The following is a 19,983-nucleotide window of genomic DNA, read 5'->3' on the forward strand; positions in this document are numbered from 1 at the left end:
GGCAGTCAGCGTTGAGGGTGCTGACGGAGCATCTCCACCAGCTCCTCTTCACTGCCGGGTTCATGGGCAAGCTGCAGGCTGGGGGCGGCGCCCCCCATCAGCATATAAACGTGAGTGCTGCAGTGATCGTAGTGATACCACTTACCGTCGATACAGACGTCGGTATAGCATCTCGGGTCCCTCTTGAGTTCCATACGCACATCCTTATGTGTCATTCACCAACCTCACCCTTGACCGTAAAATAAGGGACCTAAGTCCCCCTTGACCTGGATCAAGGGAGGTGGCGGGCAGAAGCGGGCAGTGGCCGGATCTGGCCGGGGCGGGATGCCGCCAGCCTGGATGACCGAGCCCGCCAACCGGCTCCAGCCTGGCAACAGCGCAACAAAAACGGCGCCCGAAGGCGCCGTTTTTCATGTCCGTCATTTGACCGACGGGGAACAAGCCGCTGGCTTATTCGTCTTCCAGGTAGGCGTAGCCTTGCAGACCCAGCTCCAGCTCGTCGAGCAGGGCCTTGCGGGTCTCGTCGTCCAGCGCCGGGTGGGAGACGATGCGCTGGTAGTTCTCGCGGATCACGGACGGGTCGATGTTGACGTAACGCAGCAGCTGGTCGACGGTGTCACCACGCACCACGTTGCGGATGTCCATCTTGCCTTCTTCATCCAGCCACACTTCCGCGCAGTGGGTGTCACCGAACAGGTTGTGCAGATCCCCCAGGATCTCCTGATAGGCACCCACCAGGAAGAAGCCGACATGGCACTCTTCGTGCTCACCGTAGACCGGCATCGGCAGGGTGCTTTCCACCCCCAGACCGTCGACGTAGTGCTCCACCTGACCGTCGGAGTCACAGGTGATGTCCATCAGGATGCCGCGGCGGGTGAGCGGACGCTCGAGGCCGGCCAGCGGCATCACCGGGAACACCTGACCGATACCCCAGGCATCCGGCAGGGACTGGAACAGGGAGAAGTTGGCAAAGCACTTGTCAGCCAGTTTCTCGGAGAGTTCGTCGGCCAGGGCGCGGTGGTTGCGGTTGACCGGGTTCAGCAGCTCCTTGAGCGCCAGACAGGTGTTCTGGTGCAGCATCTCGGCCCAGGCACGTTGCTCCAGGTTCAAGAGGCCCATGGTGTACTGGGCGTTGACGTCACCGAGATCCGCCACGGAGTCGTGGAAGATCTCCAGCAGGGAGGGATCTTCCCCGCGCAGGTCCAGCCACCCTTTCCACATGTTCTGCAAGATGGTGGGCGCGTCCTCGTCCGGGGCGCTGATGTCGTTCACCTCCACCCCTTCGGCACCAATGATATTGGTGACCAGCACGGCGTGGTGTGCAGTCAGGGCACGGCCGGACTCGCTGATGATGGTCGGGTGCGGCAGGTCGAACTCGCGGCAGACATCGCCGATGCCCCAGACCACGTTGTTGGCGTACTCGGAGAGGCTGTAGTTCGCGGAGCAGTGGCTCTGGGAACGGGTGCCCTCGTAGTCCACACCCAGGCCGCCGCCCACGTCCACCACCTCGACCTTGGCGCCAAGACGGCACAGCTCGGCGTAGAAGCGGCCGCACTCGCGGATGCCGCCCTGGATGTCGCGGATGTTGGCGATCTGGGAACCCAGGTGGAAGTGCAGCAGTTGCAGGCAGTCCAGCTTGCCGAGGCTGCGCAGACGCTCCACCAGCGCCAGGATCTGGGAGGCGGAGAGACCGAACTTGGACATGGAACCGCCGCTCGATTCCCACATGCCGGAGCCGGTGGACGCCAGACGGGCGCGCACCCCGATGTTGGGCTTGATGTTGAGACGAGCTGACTCGTCGAGCACCATTTCCAGCTCGGAGGGCTTCTCCACCACGATGTAGACCTTGTGGCCCATCAGGTTGCCCAGGAGGGCGTGGCGGATGTATTCGCGGTCCTTGTAACCGTTGCAGACGATCACGGACCCTTGCTCATGATGATGGGACAGCACGGCCAGCAACTCGGGCTTGGAGCCCGCTTCCAGCCCAAGCCTCGGCTTGTCGCTGTAGGACTGACTGATGGTCTCGATGACGCGGCGCTGCTGGTTTACCTTGATCGGGTAAACGCACAGGTAATCCCCTTCATAGCCTGACTTTTCGATGGCCTGACCGAAGGCGTTGAACAGCGCATCGACCCGGCTCTTGAGGATGTCGGGGAAACGCAGCAACACCGGCGTGGTCAGCCCGGACTGGCGCAGTTGCTCGATGGCCTCGGACAGCACGATCTGAGCCTCGGGGCGAGACTTGTCGGGAGAGACGGTCACATGACCGGCGTCATTGATATTGAAAAAACCCGCACCCCAGTAGGGAACGTTGTAGACCTTCAAGGAGTCCTTGCTGGACCAGTTAGTCATGGGCTATGCCTCGCAAATGAGCGGCCGTGGGCCGCCTTCGTTACCCTCAATCACATCCAGACCATTGATTGCAAAATGCGGCAAGCCAGAGCGGCCTGCTGACGTTGGACCCGCAACGGAGCATGCTCCGCCACATCCTGTTCATTGCACATCGCGGCAAGCCAAGGCTGCCTGGTGGATCTTGGGAAGTAACGAGTCTTGATGTGGGGCTGGTGGCTTTACATCAAGCTCAACGGTATGCGGTAACACCTTGCCGGCGTACCGCGGTACTTTGATGACAATCGGCATCAGCCACGCCGTTTGTTCATCATTCGGCAGCCATCCCGACGGACAGGAGAGGGTTTCAAGGAAGAGAAGGGAAGACGTCAGCACGCATCGTGTTGATGGACGACAACCACTACGACCCGCTCAACGCCAGTGACCGCCCATGACAAGGGAGATGATGAGCCCGAAGCCCACTCGGTCAGCTGAAAGATGAGAGTCCGTTGTTCTCCCTGATACCGGAGCCTAACCGGTATTAAAGAAACCATTCCCCAGCAGTGTCTGTCGTTTCTGCGTGCCTCGCCCTATAGGCGTCATGATCCTGCGGGTCTGGCGGACACGGCCTGCGCAGGGTTGCCCTTGGATCGGCGCGGAGTGTACACACTTACCGCAGCCAGTGACAATAAAAAATCGTGTTAAAAAACGGGTTTTCATCGGGGGGCAAAATCTCGCTGCCAGCAAGGCGGGCTCTGGGATGGCGAGGGATGGGAGTGCGTGGGCGAGGCGATGAAAATAACCAACACGTCACGCATTTTGGGTCACCCCTTGCCAGCGCTGGGCCGAGGGGAAATTCAGCTTTTTCGCAATTGCTTAACCAGTTTTTATTTTGGAATTTTTATGCAAGGTGCCAAGCGATGATCCCCGCCCCTCCCCCTCGATGGCCCTTCTCTCCCCCACAAAGTCATCAAAAACTGCGCTGACGCAATAAGCGGCGCCGCCGTCTTGGCCACAATGACTCCTCTTTCGTGACCCGAGGCTTGCCCATGAACACCCTGCTTTCGCGCTTTCTCCACTACCTCACCTTTCATACCCGTTCCGATGCGACCAATCCTGCCTGCCCCAGCAGCGAGGGACAGCGCCTCTTCGCCCGGGCCCTGTGCGACGAAATGACGCAGATGGGGCTGAGCCAGGTCACCCTGGACGAGCATGGTTACCTCACCGCCTGCCTGCCGGGCAACCAGCCGGATGCCCCCGCCATCGGGCTCATCGCCCACATGGACACCGCCGATTACGAGGCCGAGTGCGTCGTTCCCCAGATAGTCGAGCACTATCAGGGGGGCGATATCTGCCTTGGCAAGGGGGATGAGGTGCTGGCCATCCGCCAGTACCGCTTCCTGAAAAACTACCTGGGGCAGGATCTCATCACCACCGACGGCACCACCCTGCTGGGGGCCGACGACAAGGCGGGCATCGCCGAGATCCTCACCGCCGTGGAATACCTGCAGGCTCACCCCGAGATCCCCCGTGGCGATGTCTGGGTCGGCTTTACCCCGGACGAGGAGATAGGGCGCGGTGCCGACCGCTTCCCGCTGGACCGCTTCCCGGCCAAGTGGGCCTACACGGTGGATGGCGGCGAGCTCGGCGAGCTCGAATGCGAGAACTTCAACGCCGCCAGCGCCACGGTGCGCATCACAGGCAACAACGTCCACCCCGGCACCGCCAAGGGCAGCATGATCAACAGCCAGACCCTGGCCGCCCGCTTCCATGCCGCCATGCCCGCCGAACAGACCCCGGAGTGCACCCAGGGGTATGAGGGCTTCTTCCACCTGGCCCGGATGGAGGGCACGGTGGAGGAGACCACCCTGCACTACCTCATCCGCGACTTCGACGATGACTGCTTCGCCGCCCGCAAGGCCCAGCTCAAGGAGCGGGTCGCCTCCCTGCAACTGGACGCCCCCAGGGCACGCATCACCCTGGAAATAGCGGACAACTACCGCAACATGCGCAGCCAGATAGCGCCCCATCCCCACATCGTCGAGCTGGCCAAAACCGCCATGGAGGCCGCCGACGTGGTGCCCAAGATCAAACCCATTCGCGGCGGCACCGACGGCGCCCGGCTCTCCTTCATGGGGCTGCCTTGTCCGAACCTGTTCACCGGCGGTCACAACTTCCACGGCAAGCACGAGTTCATCCCCCTGCAATCCATGGAAAAAGCGGTCGCCACCCTGGTGGCGTTGGTGCGCCTCACCTCTGCCTGGCGGGCAGAGTAAGGGAGCAAGGACGGGGCTCGCCCCGTCATCAAACCGTCACCCAACCGACACACGAAAGGCACGCAGGGGCGTCAAGCTGGGGCAAAGTTCAGCGGAGCCTTGCCCATGTTCGACGTCGATACCCTGTTGGGGCAGCACCTGCCCCGCCTCGCCAGCCAGCCCCTCCTCCGTCCCCTGATGAGGCAGGGGCTGAGCTGGTTGCTGCACGAAGAGGCCTTCACCCGCTTTGCCACGCGCCATCCCCACCTGCGCGGTCTGGACTTCGTCGAGCAGGCCCTCACCGAGCTCCACTTCGACTACCGGGTGAGCGAGGCCGAGCTCGAGCACATTCCCGCCAGCGGCCGGGTCATTCTTGTCGCCAACCACCCCATCGGCTCCCTGGACGGGCTGGCCCTGCTACGCCTCATCGGGCGCATCCGCCCCGACGTCAAGATAGTGGCCAACCAGGTGCTGGCCCAGCTCGCGCCGCTGCGCCCTTTGCTGCTGCCGGTGGACAACCTGGGGGGCAAGACCGACAGGCAGGCCATCCTCGCCATGAACGAACACCTTGCCGCCGACGGGGCCCTGGTTATCTTCCCCGCAGGCGAGGTCTCCCGCCTCGGCCCCAAGGGGGTAAAGGATGGCCCCTGGCAGGCCGGCTTCATCAAGCTGGCCCAGCGCAGCCGAACGCCCCTGGTGCCCATTCACCTGGGAGGGCGCAACAGCCTCTGGTTCTATCTCGCCTCCTGGCTCAACAAGCCCGCCTCCGCCCTGCTGCTGGTACGCCAGCTGTTTCGCCAGCAGGGGCAGACGCTGCCGGTGACCATAGGGGCGCGCATTCCCCTCGCCAGTTTTCAGGAGCTGCCGGCCAAGACGGCGGCCCGGCTGGTGCGCGGCCACCTCTACCGAATCGCTCGGGGCAAGGCGGGACGGTTGCAGACCGAGGCCCCCATCGCCCTGCCGGAGGATCGCCGCCTGCTGAAACAGGCCATCGACGGGTGCGAGCTGCTCGGCCAGACCCCGGACGGCCAGCGCATCCTGCTCTATCGCCGCCACGAGCAGAGCCACTCGGTGATCCTGCGTGAGCTGGGGCGCCTGCGGGAGATCGCCTTTCGGGCGGTGGGGGAAGGCTCGGGCAAGCGGCGGGATCTCGATGCCTTCGACGATGATTATCACCACCTCATCCTCTGGGATCCCGCCCGCCTCGACATCATCGGCGCCTACCGTTTCGCCCCGGTGGCCGAACGGCTGGCCAGCAAGGGGCTGGATGGCCTCTACAGCCACACCCTGTTCGGCTTCGAAGAGAAGCTGCTGCCCCGGCTGGAACAGGCCATCGAGCTTGGCCGCAGTTTCATCCAGCCCGCCTACTGGGGCAAGCGGGGGCTCGATTACCTCTGGTTCGGCATCGGGGCCTATCTGGCCCGCTATCCCCAATACCGCTACCTGTTCGGGCCCGTCACCCTCTCCGGCAGCCTGCCGCCGGCGGCCAAGGATCTGCTGGTGAGCTTCTATCGCCAGCACTTCGCCCCCACCCTTGCCCTCGCCCCTTCCCGCCGCCCCTATCCCGCCACGCCGACGCTGTTCGAGGGGCGCGATTACGGGGATGACCTCAAGGTGCTCAAGGCCGGGCTCGACAACCTGGGCTGCGCCATTCCCACCCTCTACAAGCAGTACGCCGAGCTGTGCGAGCCGGGGGGCGTGCAGTTCATGGACTTTGGCATCGACCCGGACTTCAACCACTGCATCGACGGCCTGGTGTGGGTGGACGTGAGCCGCATCAAGCCCCACAAGCGGGCCCGCTATATTGGCCTCCCCGCCGGGGAAGCGCCGGCCACATCTGGCGACCGTTGACCGGGCGTCGCAACGAAAGAGGGAGGCCTGCGCCTCCCTCTTTCACATCATGGGTGATGCCGCCTACTCGGCTGCGGGTTTGCGATCCGCATGGCCGAGATCCCGCTCCGGGGCGATGACATCCCGCACCCGCTGCTTGATCTCCTTGGCCTCGGGGAAGCCCTCGTCGGCCACCCTGTCCCACACCAGCACCCCGTCCACCAGGATGCGAAACTCCCCCTTGCTGGCGGGCACCAGGGCCACCTCTCCCAGTTCGCCGTCGAAGGTGGAGAGCAGCTCCTGGGCGAGCCAGGCGGCCCGCAGCATCCAGCGGCAGAGGGTGCAGTAACGGATTTCGATGCGCGGTTTCGCGAGGGGCAAATGGGTGTCTGTCATGGGGTGACTCCGTGAAAATCGGTCAACCAGTGGCGAGCGATGCGCTGCATGGTGGCCTGGGGCAGTTCGTGAAGGCCCGGGGTGGATGCCTGATGGGCCAGTTGGTGCACCCCTTCGATGATCTCCGCCAGCACCAGGTAGACATATTCGCCGATGACGGCGCCGTGGACGAAGTTGACCGCCTCCCCCCGGTTGAGCAAAAAGATGGTGCTGCCGTCCGGCCGGGTCAGGGCCAGCACATGGGGACACACCTCCTCGCTCGGCCAGGGCAGCTGGGCGAGGCTGAAGGCGAATTCGTCGTCGGCGGAGGTGACCGAGGCCAGCATGGCGCCGGGGCGCAGGGCCTGCAGATCGGTGATGTCGAGGGAGCCGTTGCCGGTGGAGCAGATCACCAGCTCGGCGCGGCCCAGGGCTTCGGCCTTGTTCACCAGCTTGAAGCCGTGGGAGAGCGCCTCCACCTGGCGCAGGGCATCCGTCTCCACCAGCTCCAGATGCAGGTTGCGACAGCGCAGTTCCCGGGCGATGCTGCGCCCCACCTTGCCATAGCCGAACAGGGCGGCCTGGCAGACATTGAAGGTACGCCTCAGGGTACGCGCGAGGGACTCCGCGGAGTAGACCACGCTCAGGCCGATCTGGATATCTTCCGCCTGCTTGAGGGGGCTGCGGGCCACCGAGATGACGGGAGCCGCCAGGGACTCCTGTTCGTAGCGCTGATGGCCGTTCTCGGTCATCTCCACCACCCCGATGAAGCGGGCGCCAAAGTGCTCGGCCAGTACCGCCTGGCTCTTGGCGAAGTAGCCGCCGATGTCGAGGATGATGAGCCGCTCGTGGGACATCACCAGGGGGGCAATCTGGGCGATCACCTCACCGGGATCCGAGGTCCAGTGGCGATTGAGGGGCAGCACGGGGTAGTGCTGCTGGGCCCAGGCCAGCGTCGGCCCGTGCACGGACTTGGGTTTGGGCAGGATGGCACCGACCCGGCCCACCCGATCGAGCACCTGGATGAAGTCGGGTCTGTCGGGAAGCAGGTGGGTCACCAGCAGGATGCAGAGATCCCCAAGACATCCCTGTTCGGTGAAATGGCGAAAAAACAGATGCTCAGATCCCTGACTGCGCAACTGTGGCCTCCTTAGCGTGCCGCGGGAAAGCAGGCAAACAGAACCCGGCATAGCCGGGTTCTGTGTGTATCCAGATAATTGAAAATCCTTTTTATCCGAAAGCACCATGGGTCTCAATCTTTATCTGTCCAGACTTTGACAAGCCCATCAATTTCTAAGGTAATAGCCTGTTTTTCATGCAGAAATCAGTAAAGTGACGCCTCTGGCCATACCCACCACAGACTCACTCCGGCACCGACGGCCGCCACCAGGATCAAGACCCCCCAGCGAGAGAGTCCCGGGCGCCCGTGCAGGGCACGTTCCAGCAGCGGCAACAGCCAGACCGGCAGCAGCACCAGCAGGGGCACTTCCACGTACTGCCAGGCGAGCATCTGCACGAAGGCGAGTGAAAGCCCCAGGGCAGCCGGGGTCACCTTGACCCCTGCAAAGGCGCCGAGCAGGGCACGGAATCCGGCAAACGCGGCCAGGGCCCCCGTCAGCTGGGCGATGAGCAGGCTGCCATCGATGCCGATGACCAGCGCCAGCCAGATGAAGGCCAGGGCGAAGCCGAGCCCCTCCTCGCTGTCACCACGCCAGCTCGTCCAGCCAGACCAGAGGATGGCGGGCAGCAAGGCCAGCCAGATCCCGGGCTCGCTCGCCAGCACGGAGGCCAGCCCCTGCCACCACACCAGGGCACCCAGCCCCCCGAACAGCGCGAGGGCGACCCCCTTGTTGGTACCCTGGGTCAGGGCGGGTACCAGCAGGGTCAGCGGCAGCCACTGCCACGCCTTGACCGGCAGGCCATAGGCACCGCCCAGCAGGCAGCCTACCAGCCAGATCCCCAGGGCGCCCCACAGATAGCCCAGCCGCGGCCAGCGCCACGACAGCAAAGCGGCCCCTAAAGGAGCCGCCAGGGTTTGAAGCAGGAGTGCTGCGCCCATTACTTGCGCACGCCTTCAACGAACAGGTTGATGGTCATCTCGTCAGGGATGTTCGGCACCATGTAGTTCACGCCGAACTCGCTGCGCTTGATGGTGGTGGTGGCGTTGAAGCCGCTGCGGTAGCCGCCCCAGGGATCCTTGCCTTCGCCGATGTGGACCAGGTCGAAGGCCACGTCCTTGGACACACCGTGCAGGGTCAGGGTGCCCTTGAGTACGCCTTTGTCCTTGGTGCCTTCATAGCCGGTGCTGACGAAGGTCATCTTGGGGTACTGCTTCACGTCCAGGAAGTCGGGGCTGCGCAGGTGCTTGTCGCGGGCCTCGTGGTTGGAATCCACGCTGGCGGCATCGATTTCGAAGCTCGCCTTGGCCGCCGCCGGGTTGGCGTCGTCCATGCTGAAGGTGCCACTGAAGGTGTTGAACCGGCCGACCAGTTCGGAGAAGCCGAGGTGGCCCACCTTGAACTGGACTGTGGTGTGCGCTGCATCGACATCGTAATCGGCAGCCATCAGGGGAGCCGCCATAAACAGGCAAGAGGCCAGCAGGGCCTTGGTCATTTTCATTCCGATCGTTCCTTCATTGGGGGTTCACAACGGTGTCCAAAATGCTAACCTCCTATCGAGAATAGATAATCATCGATTTATTAAAATAATTATCAACCGAGAGTGGAATATGGATCAGATAGCCGCCATGCGCACCTTCATCAAGGTGGTAGAGTGCCAGAGCTTCACCAAGGCCGCCCATCAGCTCGGGATCTCGGTCGCCATGACCTCCAAGCTGATGCAGCAGCTCGAGGAGTCGCTGTCGACCCGGCTGCTGTCGCGCACCACCCGCCAGGTCAACCCCACAGAGGCGGGCCAGTTCTACTACCAGCGCTCCCTGGCCCTGCTGGCGGAGCTGGAAGAGACCCACAGCCAGCTCACCCACAACAACCAGCAGCCCCAGGGCACCCTCAAGCTGTCGGTGCCCATGGACTTCGGCTACCTGCACCTCTCCCCCGCCCTGCCGCTGTTTCGTGAGCGCTTCCCCGAGCTCAAGCTGGAGATAGAGTACAGCGACCGGCGGGTCGCCCTGGTGGAGGAGGGCTTCGATCTGGCGCTGCGCATCGGCAACCTGCCGGACTCCTCCCTGGTGGCCAAGCCGCTCGCCACCATGAAGCTGGTGGTGTGCGCCAGCCCAGACTACCTGGCCCGCCGGGGCACCCCCAGGACCCCGGAGGATCTCAAGCAGCACGACTGCCTCATCTACACCCTGACCCAGCCGGACTGGGTCTTCAAACGGGATGGGGAGCAACAGAGCATTCGCCCCCAGGGGCCCCTTCGCGCCAACAACGGGGTGGCCCTGACCCGGGCCGCCTGCGACCACCAGGGCATCATATTGCAGCCCACCTTCATCGTCGGCGACGCGCTGCGCTCAGGCGCCCTCGTGCCCCTGCTGCCGGAGTGGGAGAAGGGGCAGGTGGGGCTCTATGCCCTCTATCCGCACCGCCGCTTCGTCTCGGCCAAGGTGCGTTGCTTCATCGAGTTCGTGCAGGAGCGCTACCTGGCGCCCCACTACTGGGACAGGGAGACCTGAGCCCGGGCTCAGGGAGTGGGCATCAGCTCGGCCACCAGCAGGTGATCCTGCTGGCTCATCTGCCAGCGTGGCAGACGCTGGCGCAAGGCGGCGAGCTCGGCCTCCCCCAGCGCATAGGGCAGGGTGACGTGCAGGCAGTGGCAGTCGAGCATGGCTGCCAGTTGCAGGATCAGGGCGAGGTTCGCCTCGTCGCTCTTGTGCCTGTTGATGCGCCTGCCGAGCTCGTGGCGAAAGTGGGTCTCGGGATCCTGGGTCATCGCCTGCCAGCCGTAGCCGAACAGCGGGATGAAGGCGCTGACGATGCCAAGGGCGGTGAGGGGCCGTTTGGGCGGGTGATAGAGGGCGTTGAGATCCAGCAGGATGGGGCTTTGATGGGGCTCACGACTGCCGGATAAAATAGCATTGCTCATTGGATTACCCTGTTGATTCCTCTAGACTTCGCCGCATATTTGACCTTACATGCCAACGAGGTGCTGATGCTAAGCGATATCGAGATCTCCCGCCAGTCCCCCCGCCTGCCCATCGCCGAGGTGGCAGCACAGCTCGGCATAGCGGCCGCCCATCTCCACCCCCACGGCCATTACAAGGGCAAACTCGACCTCGCGCTGCTCCATCACGCCCCCGCCCGCGAGCCCGGCAAGCTGGTGCTGGTGAGCGCCATCACGCCGACCCCCCTTGGGGAGGGCAAGACGGTCACCACGATCGGCCTCTCCATGGGGCTCAACCACATCGGCCAGCCCAGCATCGCCACCATTCGCCAACCGAGCCTCGGCCCCGTCTTCGGGGTCAAGGGGGGCGCCGCCGGGGGCGGCATGGCCCAGGTGGTGCCGATGGAGGAGATGAACCTCCACCTCACCGGGGATTTTCACGCCCTCACCGCCGCCCACAACCTGGCCTCTGCCGCCCTCGATGCCCGCCTGTTCCATGAACGCAAACTCGGTGACCAGTTCAGCGCCAGAACCGGTCTGGCGCGGCTCGATATCGACCCGGCCAACATCCTCTGGCCCCGCACCCTGGACATGAACGACCGGGCGCTTCGCCACCTCACCCTCGGCCAGGGCGGCGCTGCCGATGGGGTCGAGCGCCCCGATCGCTTCGTCATCACCGCCGCCTCCGAGCTGATGGCCATTCTGGCGCTGGCCAGGGATCTCAAGGACTTGCGCGCGCGTATCGGCCGCATCCAGCTCGCCCTCGACCTGCGCGGCAAGCCCATCACCGCCGAGCAGCTGGAAGTGGCGGGGGCCATGACGGTGCTGCTCAAAGACGCCCTCAAGCCCACCCTGATGCAGACCACGGAGCAGACCCCTGTGCTGGTCCACGCCGGCCCCTTTGCCAACATCGCCCACGGCAACTCTTCCGTCATCGCCGATCGCATGGCGCTGGGTCTTGCCGACTACGTGGTGACCGAGGCGGGTTTTGGCTCCGACATGGGGCTGGAGAAGTTCTTCAACATCAAGTATCGCCAATCCGGCCTCGCCCCCGCCTGCGTGGTGCTGGTGGCCACGGTGCGCGGCCTCAAGGCCAACAGCGGCCTGCTTGACATCCGGCCGGGCCAGCCGCTGCCGGCCAGCCTGCAAGGGGAAGATCTCCCCACCCTGACAGCGGGGTGCGCCAACCTCGCCTGGCATATTCACAACGCCCGCCGTTACGGGGTGCCCGTGGTGGTCGCCATCAACCGCTTCCCCAGCGACAGCGATGCCGAGCTGGCCCTGCTGGAGGCGGCGCGCCAGGCCGGTGCCTGTGGGGTCGCCCTCTCCCGGGCCTTCACTGACGGTGGCGCGGGTGCGGCGGATCTGGCTCACGCCGTGGTGGCGGCCTGCAAGCAGCCCAGTGAGGTCAGGCTGCTCTACCCCGATGAGATGAGCCTTGCCGCCAAGCTCGCCACCCTGGTGGAGTGCGGCTATGGTGGCCGGGGCGTCACCCTCTCGGACAAGGCGCGCCAGCAACTGGCCAGACTCTCGGCAGAGGGCCAGGATAACCTGCCCGTCTGCATGGCCAAGACGCCGCTCTCCCTGAGCCATGACCCGGCCAGGAAGGGCGTGCCGACGGACTTCGAGGTGCCCATCGAAGAGGTGAAACTCTGCGCGGGGGCAGGCTTCGTCTATGCCCTGGCAGGCCCCATCATGACCATGCCGGGCCTGGGCAGCCTGCCGGCCTATCGCCATATCGACATCAACGATGACGGCGACATCGTCGGCCTGAGCTGACGGCGCCCAGGTCCAGCCAGAAACAACAAGGCCCCGCCGATTGGCGGGGCCTTGTTATGCGTATCAGAACGCCATCAGTAGTGGAAGCGCCCCAGCTTGCTCATGACCGTCTCGGTCAACCCGTGCATCTGCCGGCTCTGGGCATCCTGCTCCCGGGCCACCCGGGTGGAGGCGCTCGCCAGCTCGTGGATGTTGCTGACGTTCTGGTTAATCTCCTCGCTCACCTTGGATTGCTGCTCGGCGGCGCTCGCAATCTGGGTCGCCATGTCCTGGATACGGTCGGCGGCCTGCACTATGGTCGCCAGCTCGCTTACCGCCTGCTCGGCATCACGCAGCGCCAGGCTGCTCAACTGGCGCCCCTCTGTCATGGTGTCGACCGCGGCGCGCGTGGTATCCCGCAGCCTGTCTATCATCAGCTGGATCTCCTGGGTCGAGGCCCGGGTCTTGGATGCCAGGGTACGCACCTCGTCGGCCACCACGGCGAAACCGCGACCATGTTCACCGGCCCGTGCCGCCTCGATGGCTGCATTCAGCGCCAGCAGGTTGGTCTGCTCAGAGATGGTCCGGATCACATCCAGGATGCTGCCAATCTGCACCCCCTGCTGCTGCAAGGCGGTGATCCTGTCCGACACCTCGCTGACCTGGGCACTCAACTGGCGGATGCCGTTGGCAGAGGCGCTCACCACCTGCTGACCCTTGTGCACCGCATGACGGGTCTCATCCACCGCCTGGGCCGTGATCTGGGCGCTGCTGGAGACGGAGTCTGCGGTCGATGACATTTCATGGATGGCCGTGGCCACCAGCTCGACCTGCTCCAGCTGGTGATGGCTGTTCGCCAGCCCCTGCTGGGCCTGCCTGGCCGAGTTCACCGCCGCCTGCTGCAACTCGTGCACGCTGGTGGCGGTGTCGGTCACTATGCCCTGCACGGTCGCGACGAACTGGTTGATCCCCTCCGCCAGCACCCCGGTCTCATCGCGCCGGTGCTGGGTCAGCCGCTGGGTCAGATCCCCTCCGGCGCTGGAGAGACGCGCCACCATGCGAGCCGTCTCCTGCACCGGCCGGGAGATGGACCCTGCCGCGAAAGCGAGCCCGACCAGACCGATACCCGCCACCAGGATGCCCACCATCAGCTGGGTCCAGACCCCCTTGCCAAAGGCCTCGGCACGGGCCTGCGCCATCCGCTCGTACTCGGCATAGAGGGCGCTGCCCGGCACCTCGATGGCGATCCCCCAGGCCTGTGTGACCTTGTTGAGGCTGATGGGTGCGAAGACCCTCAAGCCATCGGCATGCTCGTCGCTGCCCCTCTCGCCGCGTTGCAACTGGGCCAGCAAGGATGGATCCTGCAAGCGCTGCCCTACCCCGTCGCCATCGCGGGAGTCGGCGGCGATGATGCCCATGGGGCTGATGATGCGCACCCTGCCCTGCCCGTCGAATACCCGTCGGCTGATGTCAGCGGCCAGCCGTTGCAGGTAGTTGAGGGAGTAGTCGATGCCCACCATGCCGAGGTATTGATCCCCGTTCAGCACAGGCACCACGAAGGAGGTGAGCAGGGTGGGCTGACCGTTAACCTGGTAGACGGAGGGGTCGACGGCGCAGCTTGCCTTGCTCTCCTGCGGGCAGAGATACCACTCGGAGGCCCGGATCCCGGTCGCGCTCGGCGTCTTGCTGTAGAAATCCCCCAGGGGTTTGAGGTCAAAACCGGCCGGGCCGCGGCTCCAGTAGGGGGCGAAGTTGCCCGATGCCTGGCTATGCCGGCCATCACCGGTATGGAGCGCATCCTGACCGTCGAAACGATCCGCCTCCCAGCCACTGTAGATGCTGAGGAAATCCGGGTTGCGATCCCCTATGTCCTTGAGCAGGGCCGTGACCTCGTCCCGATCGAGAGGCTCGGACTGATGTACATTGCCCGCCAGCAGCGCCGCCAGGGTTTCGGCCGCATCCAGCGCCAGTTCGAAGGAGCGTGCCACCTCGCTCGCCTGACCATCCGCCAGGGTCAGCAGCCACTGCCTGGCCTGCTGGCGGGCCGCATCGTGGCTCTCCTGCTGGATCTTCTCCTGCATGCTGGCCAGGGAAACATAGCTGTAACCCACCACGCTGAGGACGGTGGTCAGCAGGATGCAACCCGCAAAGAACATGACTTGATACTTGATGGAACGGAACATGACGGATGGTGGGTCTCTTGATCCAAAAAAGGGGGGCATCATACGGGCTTGCAAACAGGTCGCAAACGGCCCCGCATGAAATTAATCGCCGATTTGTGAGCGAATTCGAACATCCGGCCTGTCATCCCCCCATCCGGTAGGTGACGGGGCAGGCGGGCCGGTTGAAACGGGCACAGGGAGGGCGATGACAAACAACAAGGCCCCGCCGATTGGCGGGGCCTTCTGCGCTGTGCCGGGTGGCAGCAAGACTCAGAGGGTGAAGCGCTGGGTCATATGGTGCAGCGAGGTGGCCAGCCTGCTCAGCTCGACGCAGGCCTGGGCGGTCTGCTGCGCCCCCTGGGCATTCTCGTCGGCGGCGGTGTGGATCTTGACGATGCTGCGATTGAGCTCCTCGGTGACCGCGTTCTGCTGCTCGGTGGCGGTGGCGATCAGGGTGTTCATGTCGGTGATCTGGGTGACGGCACCGTTGATGCTGTCGATGCTGCTCCCCGCCTCCCGCGCCAGCTCCACGCTCTCCTGCATCTGCTGACGGCTCAGCTGCATGGCGCTGCCCGCCTCGGCGGTGCGCTCCTGAAGCACCTCGATCATCTTGCTGATCTCGGCGGTGGATGCCTGGGTACGCTGGGCCAGACTGCGCACCTCGTCTGCCACCACCGCAAAGCCACGCCCCTGCTCGCCGGCCCGGGCCGCTTCGATGGCCGCGTTGAGGGCCAGCAGGTTGGTCTGCTCGGCGATGCCGCGAATCACGTCCAGCACCATGCTGATGCTGGCGCTGTCGGTCTCCAGTTGCTGCACCACGCTCCCGGCCTGCTCTATCTGGCGGGAAACCTGCTCTATGCTGCCGATGGCGCTGCGCACCACCTGGTTGCCCTGGGTGGAGGTGCGGGAAGCCTGCTTGGCCGCCCCCATGGCGTCCGTGGTGTTGCGAGCCACCTCATTGACGGTGGACTGCATCTCGTTCATGGCGGTGGCGACCTGAGAGACCTCTCCCTGCTGGCTTGCCATGCCTTTGGCGGACTGCTCGGAGATGGCGCTCACCTCCTCTACCGCGCTGCTGAGCTGGCTCACCGAGCCGGAGATTTCGCTCACCAGCTCTGCCAGTGCCCCCTGCATCCGGTCGATGGCCGACCCCAGCTGACCCAGCTCGTCGCGGTTGAAGCGGTTGCCGCGGACCCACTCCTGCAGCTCGCCCCGGCCGAGATCGCCGCTCGCGATGCGCTGGGCCTGACGGGCCAGCATGATGAGCGGGTCGCGGATCTGGCGGGTCAGCACCACCGAGAGGGCGACAACCAGGGCCAGGCCTATCACCAGGGCCAGGGTCACGCTCAGTTTGGCGCTGTCAAAGGCGTCCACCACCTCGGCACGGGAGCCCACGGAGTAGCCGTGGTTGATGCGGATAAGCTCACCCACCGACTTGGTCAGATTGGTATAGAGGGTGACCCCCTCCCCCATGAAGAGGTGCTGGGCTTCGGCCATCTGTCCCGAGTCCTGCATCTGCCGGATGCGCTGGTGCAGGGCGACATATCGCTCCCAGTCCGCCTTGACGATGTCAAAGGCGCGGCGCTCCTCCCGATCCTCCGCCCAGATGGTGCCATCGTGGGCCACTATCTGGCGCGCAGCCTCTTGCAGGCTCTTCTCGCTCTCGTTGCGATAGCGGGCCTTCTGTTGGGCATCGTCCGCCACCAGGAAGACATCCAGTTCGTAGCGGCGCAGGGCATTGATGGTCTCGCCGAGGGTGCTGGTGCGCACGACGGCGGGCAGGATACTGTCGGTAAAGCCGATGGCGGCGCGGTTCATCTTGCTGAATTCAAACAGCGAGAAGCCGCCGATAAAGGCCATCATCAGGCCGAGTACGGCAAAGCCGGCGGTAAGTTTTTTGCCTATCGTCATGGTGTTCATGGGATGTCCTGCATGGGGGAAAACAAGTGGCATTGCTGGGCGCAGGCCTGGCCTGCGCCTTCACTACCCTCCTTGGCAGCACATCTCGTCCCTGTCGGCGCGCACAAGGGCGGGCCCGGGGGTGTCGGCGTCAACCAGACCGTCCGACAACACGGAGAGCCATAGCGACCGGCACGGTCACAACTTTAGGTATTTTTCAAAAAAAGTGAGGGAAAGGAGACGGGGCCTGTCGGCGACAGGCCCCGGGAGCACTACCCTTTCAGACCACCGAGGAACTCGGCGCGGGTGTCGGGCTGGGTCTTGAAGACGCCGCCCAGGGAGGTGGTGGTGGTGTAGGAGGTGGAGTCCATCACGCCACGGGCCTTCACGCAGAAGTGGGTCGCCTTGATGCTGATGGCCACGTCCCTGGTGCCAAGCAGGGTCTGCAACGCCAGCAGGATCTGCTGGGTCAGCCGCTCCTGTACCTGGGGACGGCGGGCGAAGAACTGCACGATGCGGTTGATCTTCGACAGGCCAATCACCTTGCCGCGGGGAATGTAGGCCACGTGGGCAAAGCCGTCTATGGTGACGAAGTGGTGCTCGCAGGTGCTGGTGAGGCTGATGTCCCGCACCATGATCATCTCGTCCACCTTCATCTTGTTCTCGATCACCGTCACCTTGGGGAAGGTGGCATAGTCGAGGCCGGAGAAGATCTCGTTCACGTACATCTTGGCAATGCGGTGAGGGGTCTCGGCCAGACTGTCGTCGGCCAGATCCAGTCCCAGCGTCTCCATGATGGCGCGCATATGACCTTCGATTTTTTCCTTTTTCTGCTGGCCGCTCAATTCATTGGCCACCAGAGGTGTCTCAAGGCCCTCGGCCTCGAGCGCAGCCCTGACCAACAGGGCCTCCTGGCTTAAGCTCGTCATCGTGTTTCTCTCCCACGCTCAGGGACTGTGCTGGCCTGCGGCATGGTGCCGCGGCGCAATCTTACAGGGCGATTATTGTCATAATTCTGTCTAACTCAAGCCCGGTGCCCGACTTTATGCCAAACCACCCCGTTTTGTCCGCACCGGCCTGCCCATTCGGGGGCAAGGCGCACGGCCGTGCCGCCTCTTCCCCACCTGCCATCCCGCGCAAGCCTCGCCCTGGTTACCCATCAGGAGGTAATTCAACGGGATAGCGTCCCAGAATCCGATCACACCGGAGCATCTGCCCCCCATTACCGCACCTTCGGCCTGCCCATCGGAGCGGATTTTTGGGATAATCCGCCCCCTACACACCAGAGAGGTCATGATGATGGGATTCGATACCGGTGCACTCCTCCCCTTGGACAAGGCCCTGCAAGGGATGCTGGAACAACTCACCTGCTGCTGCGAGACGGAGCGGTTGCCCCTGCCCCAGGCGCTGGATCGGATCCTGGCCGAGGAGATAAGCTCCCCTCTCTTCGTCCCCCCCTTCGACAACGCCGCCATGGACGGCTATGCCGTGCGCCTGGCGGATCTCGCCGCCGGGGTGCCGCTCCCCGTGGCGGGCAAGGCCTTTGCGGGCCAGCCCTATGAGGGGGAGTGGCCCGCCGGCCACTGCATCCGCATCATGACCGGGGCCCCTGTGCCCCCGGGTGCAGACGCTGTGGTGATGCAGGAAGAAACGCAAGCCGGCGACAACGGGATCACTTTCCTGACCGCGCCCACGCCTGGCCAGAACATCCGTCGCCGCGGCGAGGATCTGGCGCAGGGCGCCCGGGTGCTCGAAAGCGGCCTGCGCCTGAGCCCCAGGGAGCTGCCGCTGCTCGCCTCCCTTGGCATCGCGAACGTCACGGTGCGCCGTCCCCTCAGGGTCGCCATCTTCAGCACAGGGGACGAGCTCAAGCCTCTGGGCACCCCGCTCCAGCACGGGGACATCTACGACTCCAACCGCTACGGGGTCAAGGCGATGCTGAGCCGCATGGGCTGTGAGTGCCTGGACCTTGGCATCATCCCCGACGATCCGGCGGCCCTGCGCGCCGCCTTCTTGCAGGCCGACCGCGAGGCCGATGCCCTGATCACCACCGGGGGGGTCTCGGTGGGAGAAGCGGACTTCACCAAGCAACTGCTCGAAGAGCTCGGGGAAATTGGCTTCTGGAAGCTCGCCATCAAGCCGGGCAAACCCTTCGCCTTTGGCCGATTGCCAAACGCCTGGTTCTTCGGTCTGCCGGGCAACCCGGTCTCCGCCATGGTCACCTTCGATCAGCTGGTGCAACCGGCCCTGGCCAGACTCGCCGGTCAGCAGTTTGCACGCCCGCACCCCCTCCAGGCCTTGGCGACAGCGCCGCTCAAGAAGAGCCCGGGGCGCCAGGACTTCCAGCGCGGCATCCTGAGCGTGGGCCCCAATGGCCTCGAGGTACGCAGCACCGGCTCCCAGGACTCCGGGGTGTTCAGCTCCCTGTCCCGGGCCAACTGCTACATCGTGCTCGAGCAGGAGCGCGGCAAGGTGGCCGCCGGTGAGACGGTCACCGTCGAGCCCTTCTCGGGGCTGCTGCTGTGAGCGAGATCCTGAGCGACGCAGAACTCCTTCGCTACAACCGCCAGATCGTGCTCAAATCCTTCGACTTCGAGGGACAGGAGGCGCTCAAGCAATCCCGCGTGCTGGTCATCGGCGCCGGGGGCCTCGGCTGCGCCGCCAGCCAGTATCTGGCGGTGGCCGGGGTCGGCCACCTCACCCTGGTGGATTTCGATCGGGTGGAGCTCTCCAATTTGCAGCGCCAGGTGCTGCATAGCGACGCGCGCATCGGCCAGCTCAAGGTGGAGTCCGCGGCGACGTCCCTGCGCGCCCTCACCCCCTGGCTCGAGGTGGAGACCCACGCCACCCTCGCCGATGAGGCGCTGCTCGATGCCCTGCTGCCAGGCCATCAGCTGGTGCTCGACTGCACCGACAACGTCGCCATCCGCAACCTCCTCAACCAGCGCGCCCGCCAGCACAAGGTGCCCCTGGTCAGCGGCGCCGCCATCCGGCTGGAAGGGCAGCTCTGCAGCTTCACCTGGCAGGAGGATGAACCCTGCTACGCCTGTCTCAGCGCCCTCTTTGGCGATCAGGCCCTCACCTGTGTCGAGGCGGGGGTACTGGCCCCCGTGGTGGGGCTGGTGGGCAGCCTGCAGGCGCTCGAAGCCATCAAGCTGCTGGCGGGCATGGGCAAAAGCTACAGTGGCCGCCTGCTGATGATCGACGGTCTGGGTGGCAGCTTTCGCGAGCTGAAACTGCCCAAACGCCCCAACTGCCCGGTCTGCTCAAGGCCCTGAGCTGCGCCCACAAAAAAAGCCGAACCCCGGGGTTCGGCT

At 64.7% G+C, this 19,983-nt stretch carries 16 protein-coding genes; 6 read left to right on the forward strand and 10 right to left on the reverse strand.

The features are described 5' to 3' along the window. Nucleotides 1-5 precede the first annotated feature (5 nt). On the reverse strand, nucleotides 6-194 hold the full coding sequence (locus C2U30_RS05960; protein WP_010674183.1) for a hypothetical protein: 189 nt from the start codon (nucleotides 192-194) through the stop codon (nucleotides 6-8). A 256-nt stretch (nucleotides 195-450) separates the two neighbouring features. Beyond that, the gene (gene speA, locus C2U30_RS05965; RefSeq protein ID WP_042882536.1) at nucleotides 451-2,352 is read right to left on the reverse strand and encodes a biosynthetic arginine decarboxylase; all 1,902 of its coding nucleotides are present in this window, start codon (nucleotides 2,350-2,352) and stop codon (nucleotides 451-453) included. A gap of 1,025 nt (nucleotides 2,353-3,377) precedes the next feature. On the opposite strand from speA, the gene pepT reads away from it, so the two are divergent. Then, nucleotides 3,378-4,604: a peptidase T gene (gene pepT, locus C2U30_RS05980; RefSeq protein ID WP_103243410.1), complete on the forward strand. Its 1,227-nt coding sequence runs from the start codon at nucleotides 3,378-3,380 to the stop codon at nucleotides 4,602-4,604. A 105-nt stretch (nucleotides 4,605-4,709) separates the two neighbouring features. After that, on the forward strand, nucleotides 4,710-6,434 hold the full coding sequence (locus C2U30_RS05985) for a lysophospholipid acyltransferase family protein (RefSeq protein ID WP_103243411.1): 1,725 nt from the start codon (nucleotides 4,710-4,712) through the stop codon (nucleotides 6,432-6,434). Between the two features lie 63 nt (nucleotides 6,435-6,497). Here C2U30_RS05985 and C2U30_RS05990 read toward each other — a convergent pair whose 3' ends face one another. The 4 genes from C2U30_RS05990 to C2U30_RS06005 form a co-directional block, all read right to left on the reverse strand. Continuing rightward, nucleotides 6,498-6,809: a SelT/SelW/SelH family protein gene (locus C2U30_RS05990; RefSeq protein ID WP_010674179.1), complete on the reverse strand. Its 312-nt coding sequence runs from the start codon at nucleotides 6,807-6,809 to the stop codon at nucleotides 6,498-6,500. Beyond that, nucleotides 6,806-7,927 (reverse strand): adenosylhomocysteinase, encoded by a 1,122-nt coding sequence (locus C2U30_RS05995; RefSeq protein ID WP_042882543.1) that lies wholly within the window; start codon nucleotides 7,925-7,927, stop codon nucleotides 6,806-6,808. Before C2U30_RS05995 ends, C2U30_RS05990 begins: the two co-directional genes overlap by 4 nt. A gap of 185 nt (nucleotides 7,928-8,112) precedes the next feature. Next, a complete protein-coding gene (locus tag C2U30_RS06000; protein ID WP_048207342.1) occupies nucleotides 8,113-8,847 on the reverse strand; it encodes a hypothetical protein in 735 nt (244 codons plus the stop codon). Further along, nucleotides 8,847-9,407, reverse strand: a complete 561-nt coding sequence (locus tag C2U30_RS06005) for a YceI family protein (RefSeq protein ID WP_010674176.1) — start codon at nucleotides 9,405-9,407, stop codon at nucleotides 8,847-8,849. The genes C2U30_RS06000 and C2U30_RS06005 overlap by 1 nt, the downstream gene beginning before the upstream one ends. 109 nt (nucleotides 9,408-9,516) lie before the next feature. On the opposite strand from C2U30_RS06005, the gene C2U30_RS06010 reads away from it, so the two are divergent. After that, a complete protein-coding gene (locus C2U30_RS06010) occupies nucleotides 9,517-10,419 on the forward strand; it encodes a LysR family transcriptional regulator (RefSeq protein WP_103243412.1) in 903 nt (300 codons plus the stop codon). A gap of 8 nt (nucleotides 10,420-10,427) precedes the next feature. Here C2U30_RS06010 and C2U30_RS06015 read toward each other — a convergent pair whose 3' ends face one another. Next, nucleotides 10,428-10,829, reverse strand: coding sequence for a hypothetical protein (locus tag C2U30_RS06015; protein WP_103243413.1), 402 nt, complete (start codon nucleotides 10,827-10,829; stop codon nucleotides 10,428-10,430). A 66-nt stretch (nucleotides 10,830-10,895) separates the two neighbouring features. Between C2U30_RS06015 and C2U30_RS06020 the strand changes: the two genes are divergently transcribed. Beyond that, nucleotides 10,896-12,626, forward strand: a complete 1,731-nt coding sequence (locus C2U30_RS06020) for a formate--tetrahydrofolate ligase (RefSeq protein WP_053288584.1) — start codon at nucleotides 10,896-10,898, stop codon at nucleotides 12,624-12,626. 74 nt (nucleotides 12,627-12,700) lie between these two features. On the opposite strand, the gene C2U30_RS06025 is transcribed toward C2U30_RS06020, so the two are convergent. The 3 genes from C2U30_RS06025 to folE form a co-directional block, all read right to left on the reverse strand. Continuing rightward, nucleotides 12,701-14,788, reverse strand: coding sequence for a methyl-accepting chemotaxis protein (locus tag C2U30_RS06025; protein ID WP_053288585.1), 2,088 nt, complete (start codon nucleotides 14,786-14,788; stop codon nucleotides 12,701-12,703). Between the two features lie 249 nt (nucleotides 14,789-15,037). Beyond that, nucleotides 15,038-16,687 carry a methyl-accepting chemotaxis protein gene (locus C2U30_RS06030; RefSeq protein WP_053288586.1) on the reverse strand — a complete coding sequence of 550 codons (1,650 nt, stop codon included), beginning with the start codon at nucleotides 16,685-16,687 and terminating at the stop codon, nucleotides 15,038-15,040. A 251-nt stretch (nucleotides 16,688-16,938) separates the two neighbouring features. Beyond that, nucleotides 16,939-17,595 (reverse strand): GTP cyclohydrolase I FolE, encoded by a 657-nt coding sequence (gene folE / locus C2U30_RS06035; protein WP_010674171.1) that lies wholly within the window; start codon nucleotides 17,593-17,595, stop codon nucleotides 16,939-16,941. 370 nt (nucleotides 17,596-17,965) lie between these two features. Between folE and moeA the strand changes: the two genes are divergently transcribed. Together moeA and moeB are read left to right on the forward strand one after the other, a co-directional pair. Next, nucleotides 17,966-19,192, forward strand: coding sequence for a molybdopterin molybdotransferase MoeA (gene moeA / locus C2U30_RS06040; RefSeq protein ID WP_053288944.1), 1,227 nt, complete (start codon nucleotides 17,966-17,968; stop codon nucleotides 19,190-19,192). Continuing rightward, entirely contained in the window at nucleotides 19,189-19,944 is a 756-nt protein-coding gene (gene moeB / locus C2U30_RS06045) for a molybdopterin-synthase adenylyltransferase MoeB (RefSeq protein ID WP_103243414.1), read from the forward strand. The genes moeA and moeB overlap by 4 nt, the downstream gene beginning before the upstream one ends. The last annotated feature ends 39 nt before the right edge of the window (nucleotides 19,945-19,983 follow it).

The sequence above is a fragment of the Aeromonas sp. ASNIH5 genome (assembly GCF_002902865.1).
Lineage (GTDB): Bacteria > Pseudomonadota > Gammaproteobacteria > Enterobacterales > Aeromonadaceae > Aeromonas > Aeromonas caviae.

Excerpts from the sequence above, each read along its gene's own strand:
- C2U30_RS05985 (WP_103243411.1), top strand. The coding sequence starts at position 4,710 with ATGTTCGACGTCGATACCCTGTTGGGGCAGCACCTGCCCCGCCTCGCC.
- speA (WP_042882536.1), bottom strand. The coding sequence starts at position 2,352 with ATGACTAACTGGTCCAGCAAGGACTCCTTGAAGGTCTACAACGTTCCC.
- moeA (WP_053288944.1), top strand. The coding sequence starts at position 17,966 with ATGGGATTCGATACCGGTGCACTCCTCCCCTTGGACAAGGCCCTGCAA.
- C2U30_RS05990 (WP_010674179.1), bottom strand. The coding sequence starts at position 6,809 with ATGACAGACACCCATTTGCCCCTCGCGAAACCGCGCATCGAAATCCGT.
- pepT (WP_103243410.1), top strand. The coding sequence starts at position 3,378 with ATGAACACCCTGCTTTCGCGCTTTCTCCACTACCTCACCTTTCATACC.
- C2U30_RS05960 (WP_010674183.1), bottom strand. The coding sequence starts at position 194 with ATGGAACTCAAGAGGGACCCGAGATGCTATACCGACGTCTGTATCGAC.
- C2U30_RS06010 (WP_103243412.1), top strand. The coding sequence starts at position 9,517 with ATGGATCAGATAGCCGCCATGCGCACCTTCATCAAGGTGGTAGAGTGC.
- C2U30_RS06030 (WP_053288586.1), bottom strand. The coding sequence starts at position 16,687 with ATGAACACCATGACGATAGGCAAAAAACTTACCGCCGGCTTTGCCGTA.
- C2U30_RS06025 (WP_053288585.1), bottom strand. The coding sequence starts at position 14,788 with ATGTTCCGTTCCATCAAGTATCAAGTCATGTTCTTTGCGGGTTGCATC.
- C2U30_RS06005 (WP_010674176.1), bottom strand. The coding sequence starts at position 9,407 with ATGAAAATGACCAAGGCCCTGCTGGCCTCTTGCCTGTTTATGGCGGCT.
- C2U30_RS06020 (WP_053288584.1), top strand. The coding sequence starts at position 10,896 with ATGCTAAGCGATATCGAGATCTCCCGCCAGTCCCCCCGCCTGCCCATC.
- folE (WP_010674171.1), bottom strand. The coding sequence starts at position 17,595 with ATGACGAGCTTAAGCCAGGAGGCCCTGTTGGTCAGGGCTGCGCTCGAG.
- C2U30_RS06000 (WP_048207342.1), bottom strand. The coding sequence starts at position 8,847 with ATGGGCGCAGCACTCCTGCTTCAAACCCTGGCGGCTCCTTTAGGGGCC.
- C2U30_RS06015 (WP_103243413.1), bottom strand. The coding sequence starts at position 10,829 with ATGAGCAATGCTATTTTATCCGGCAGTCGTGAGCCCCATCAAAGCCCC.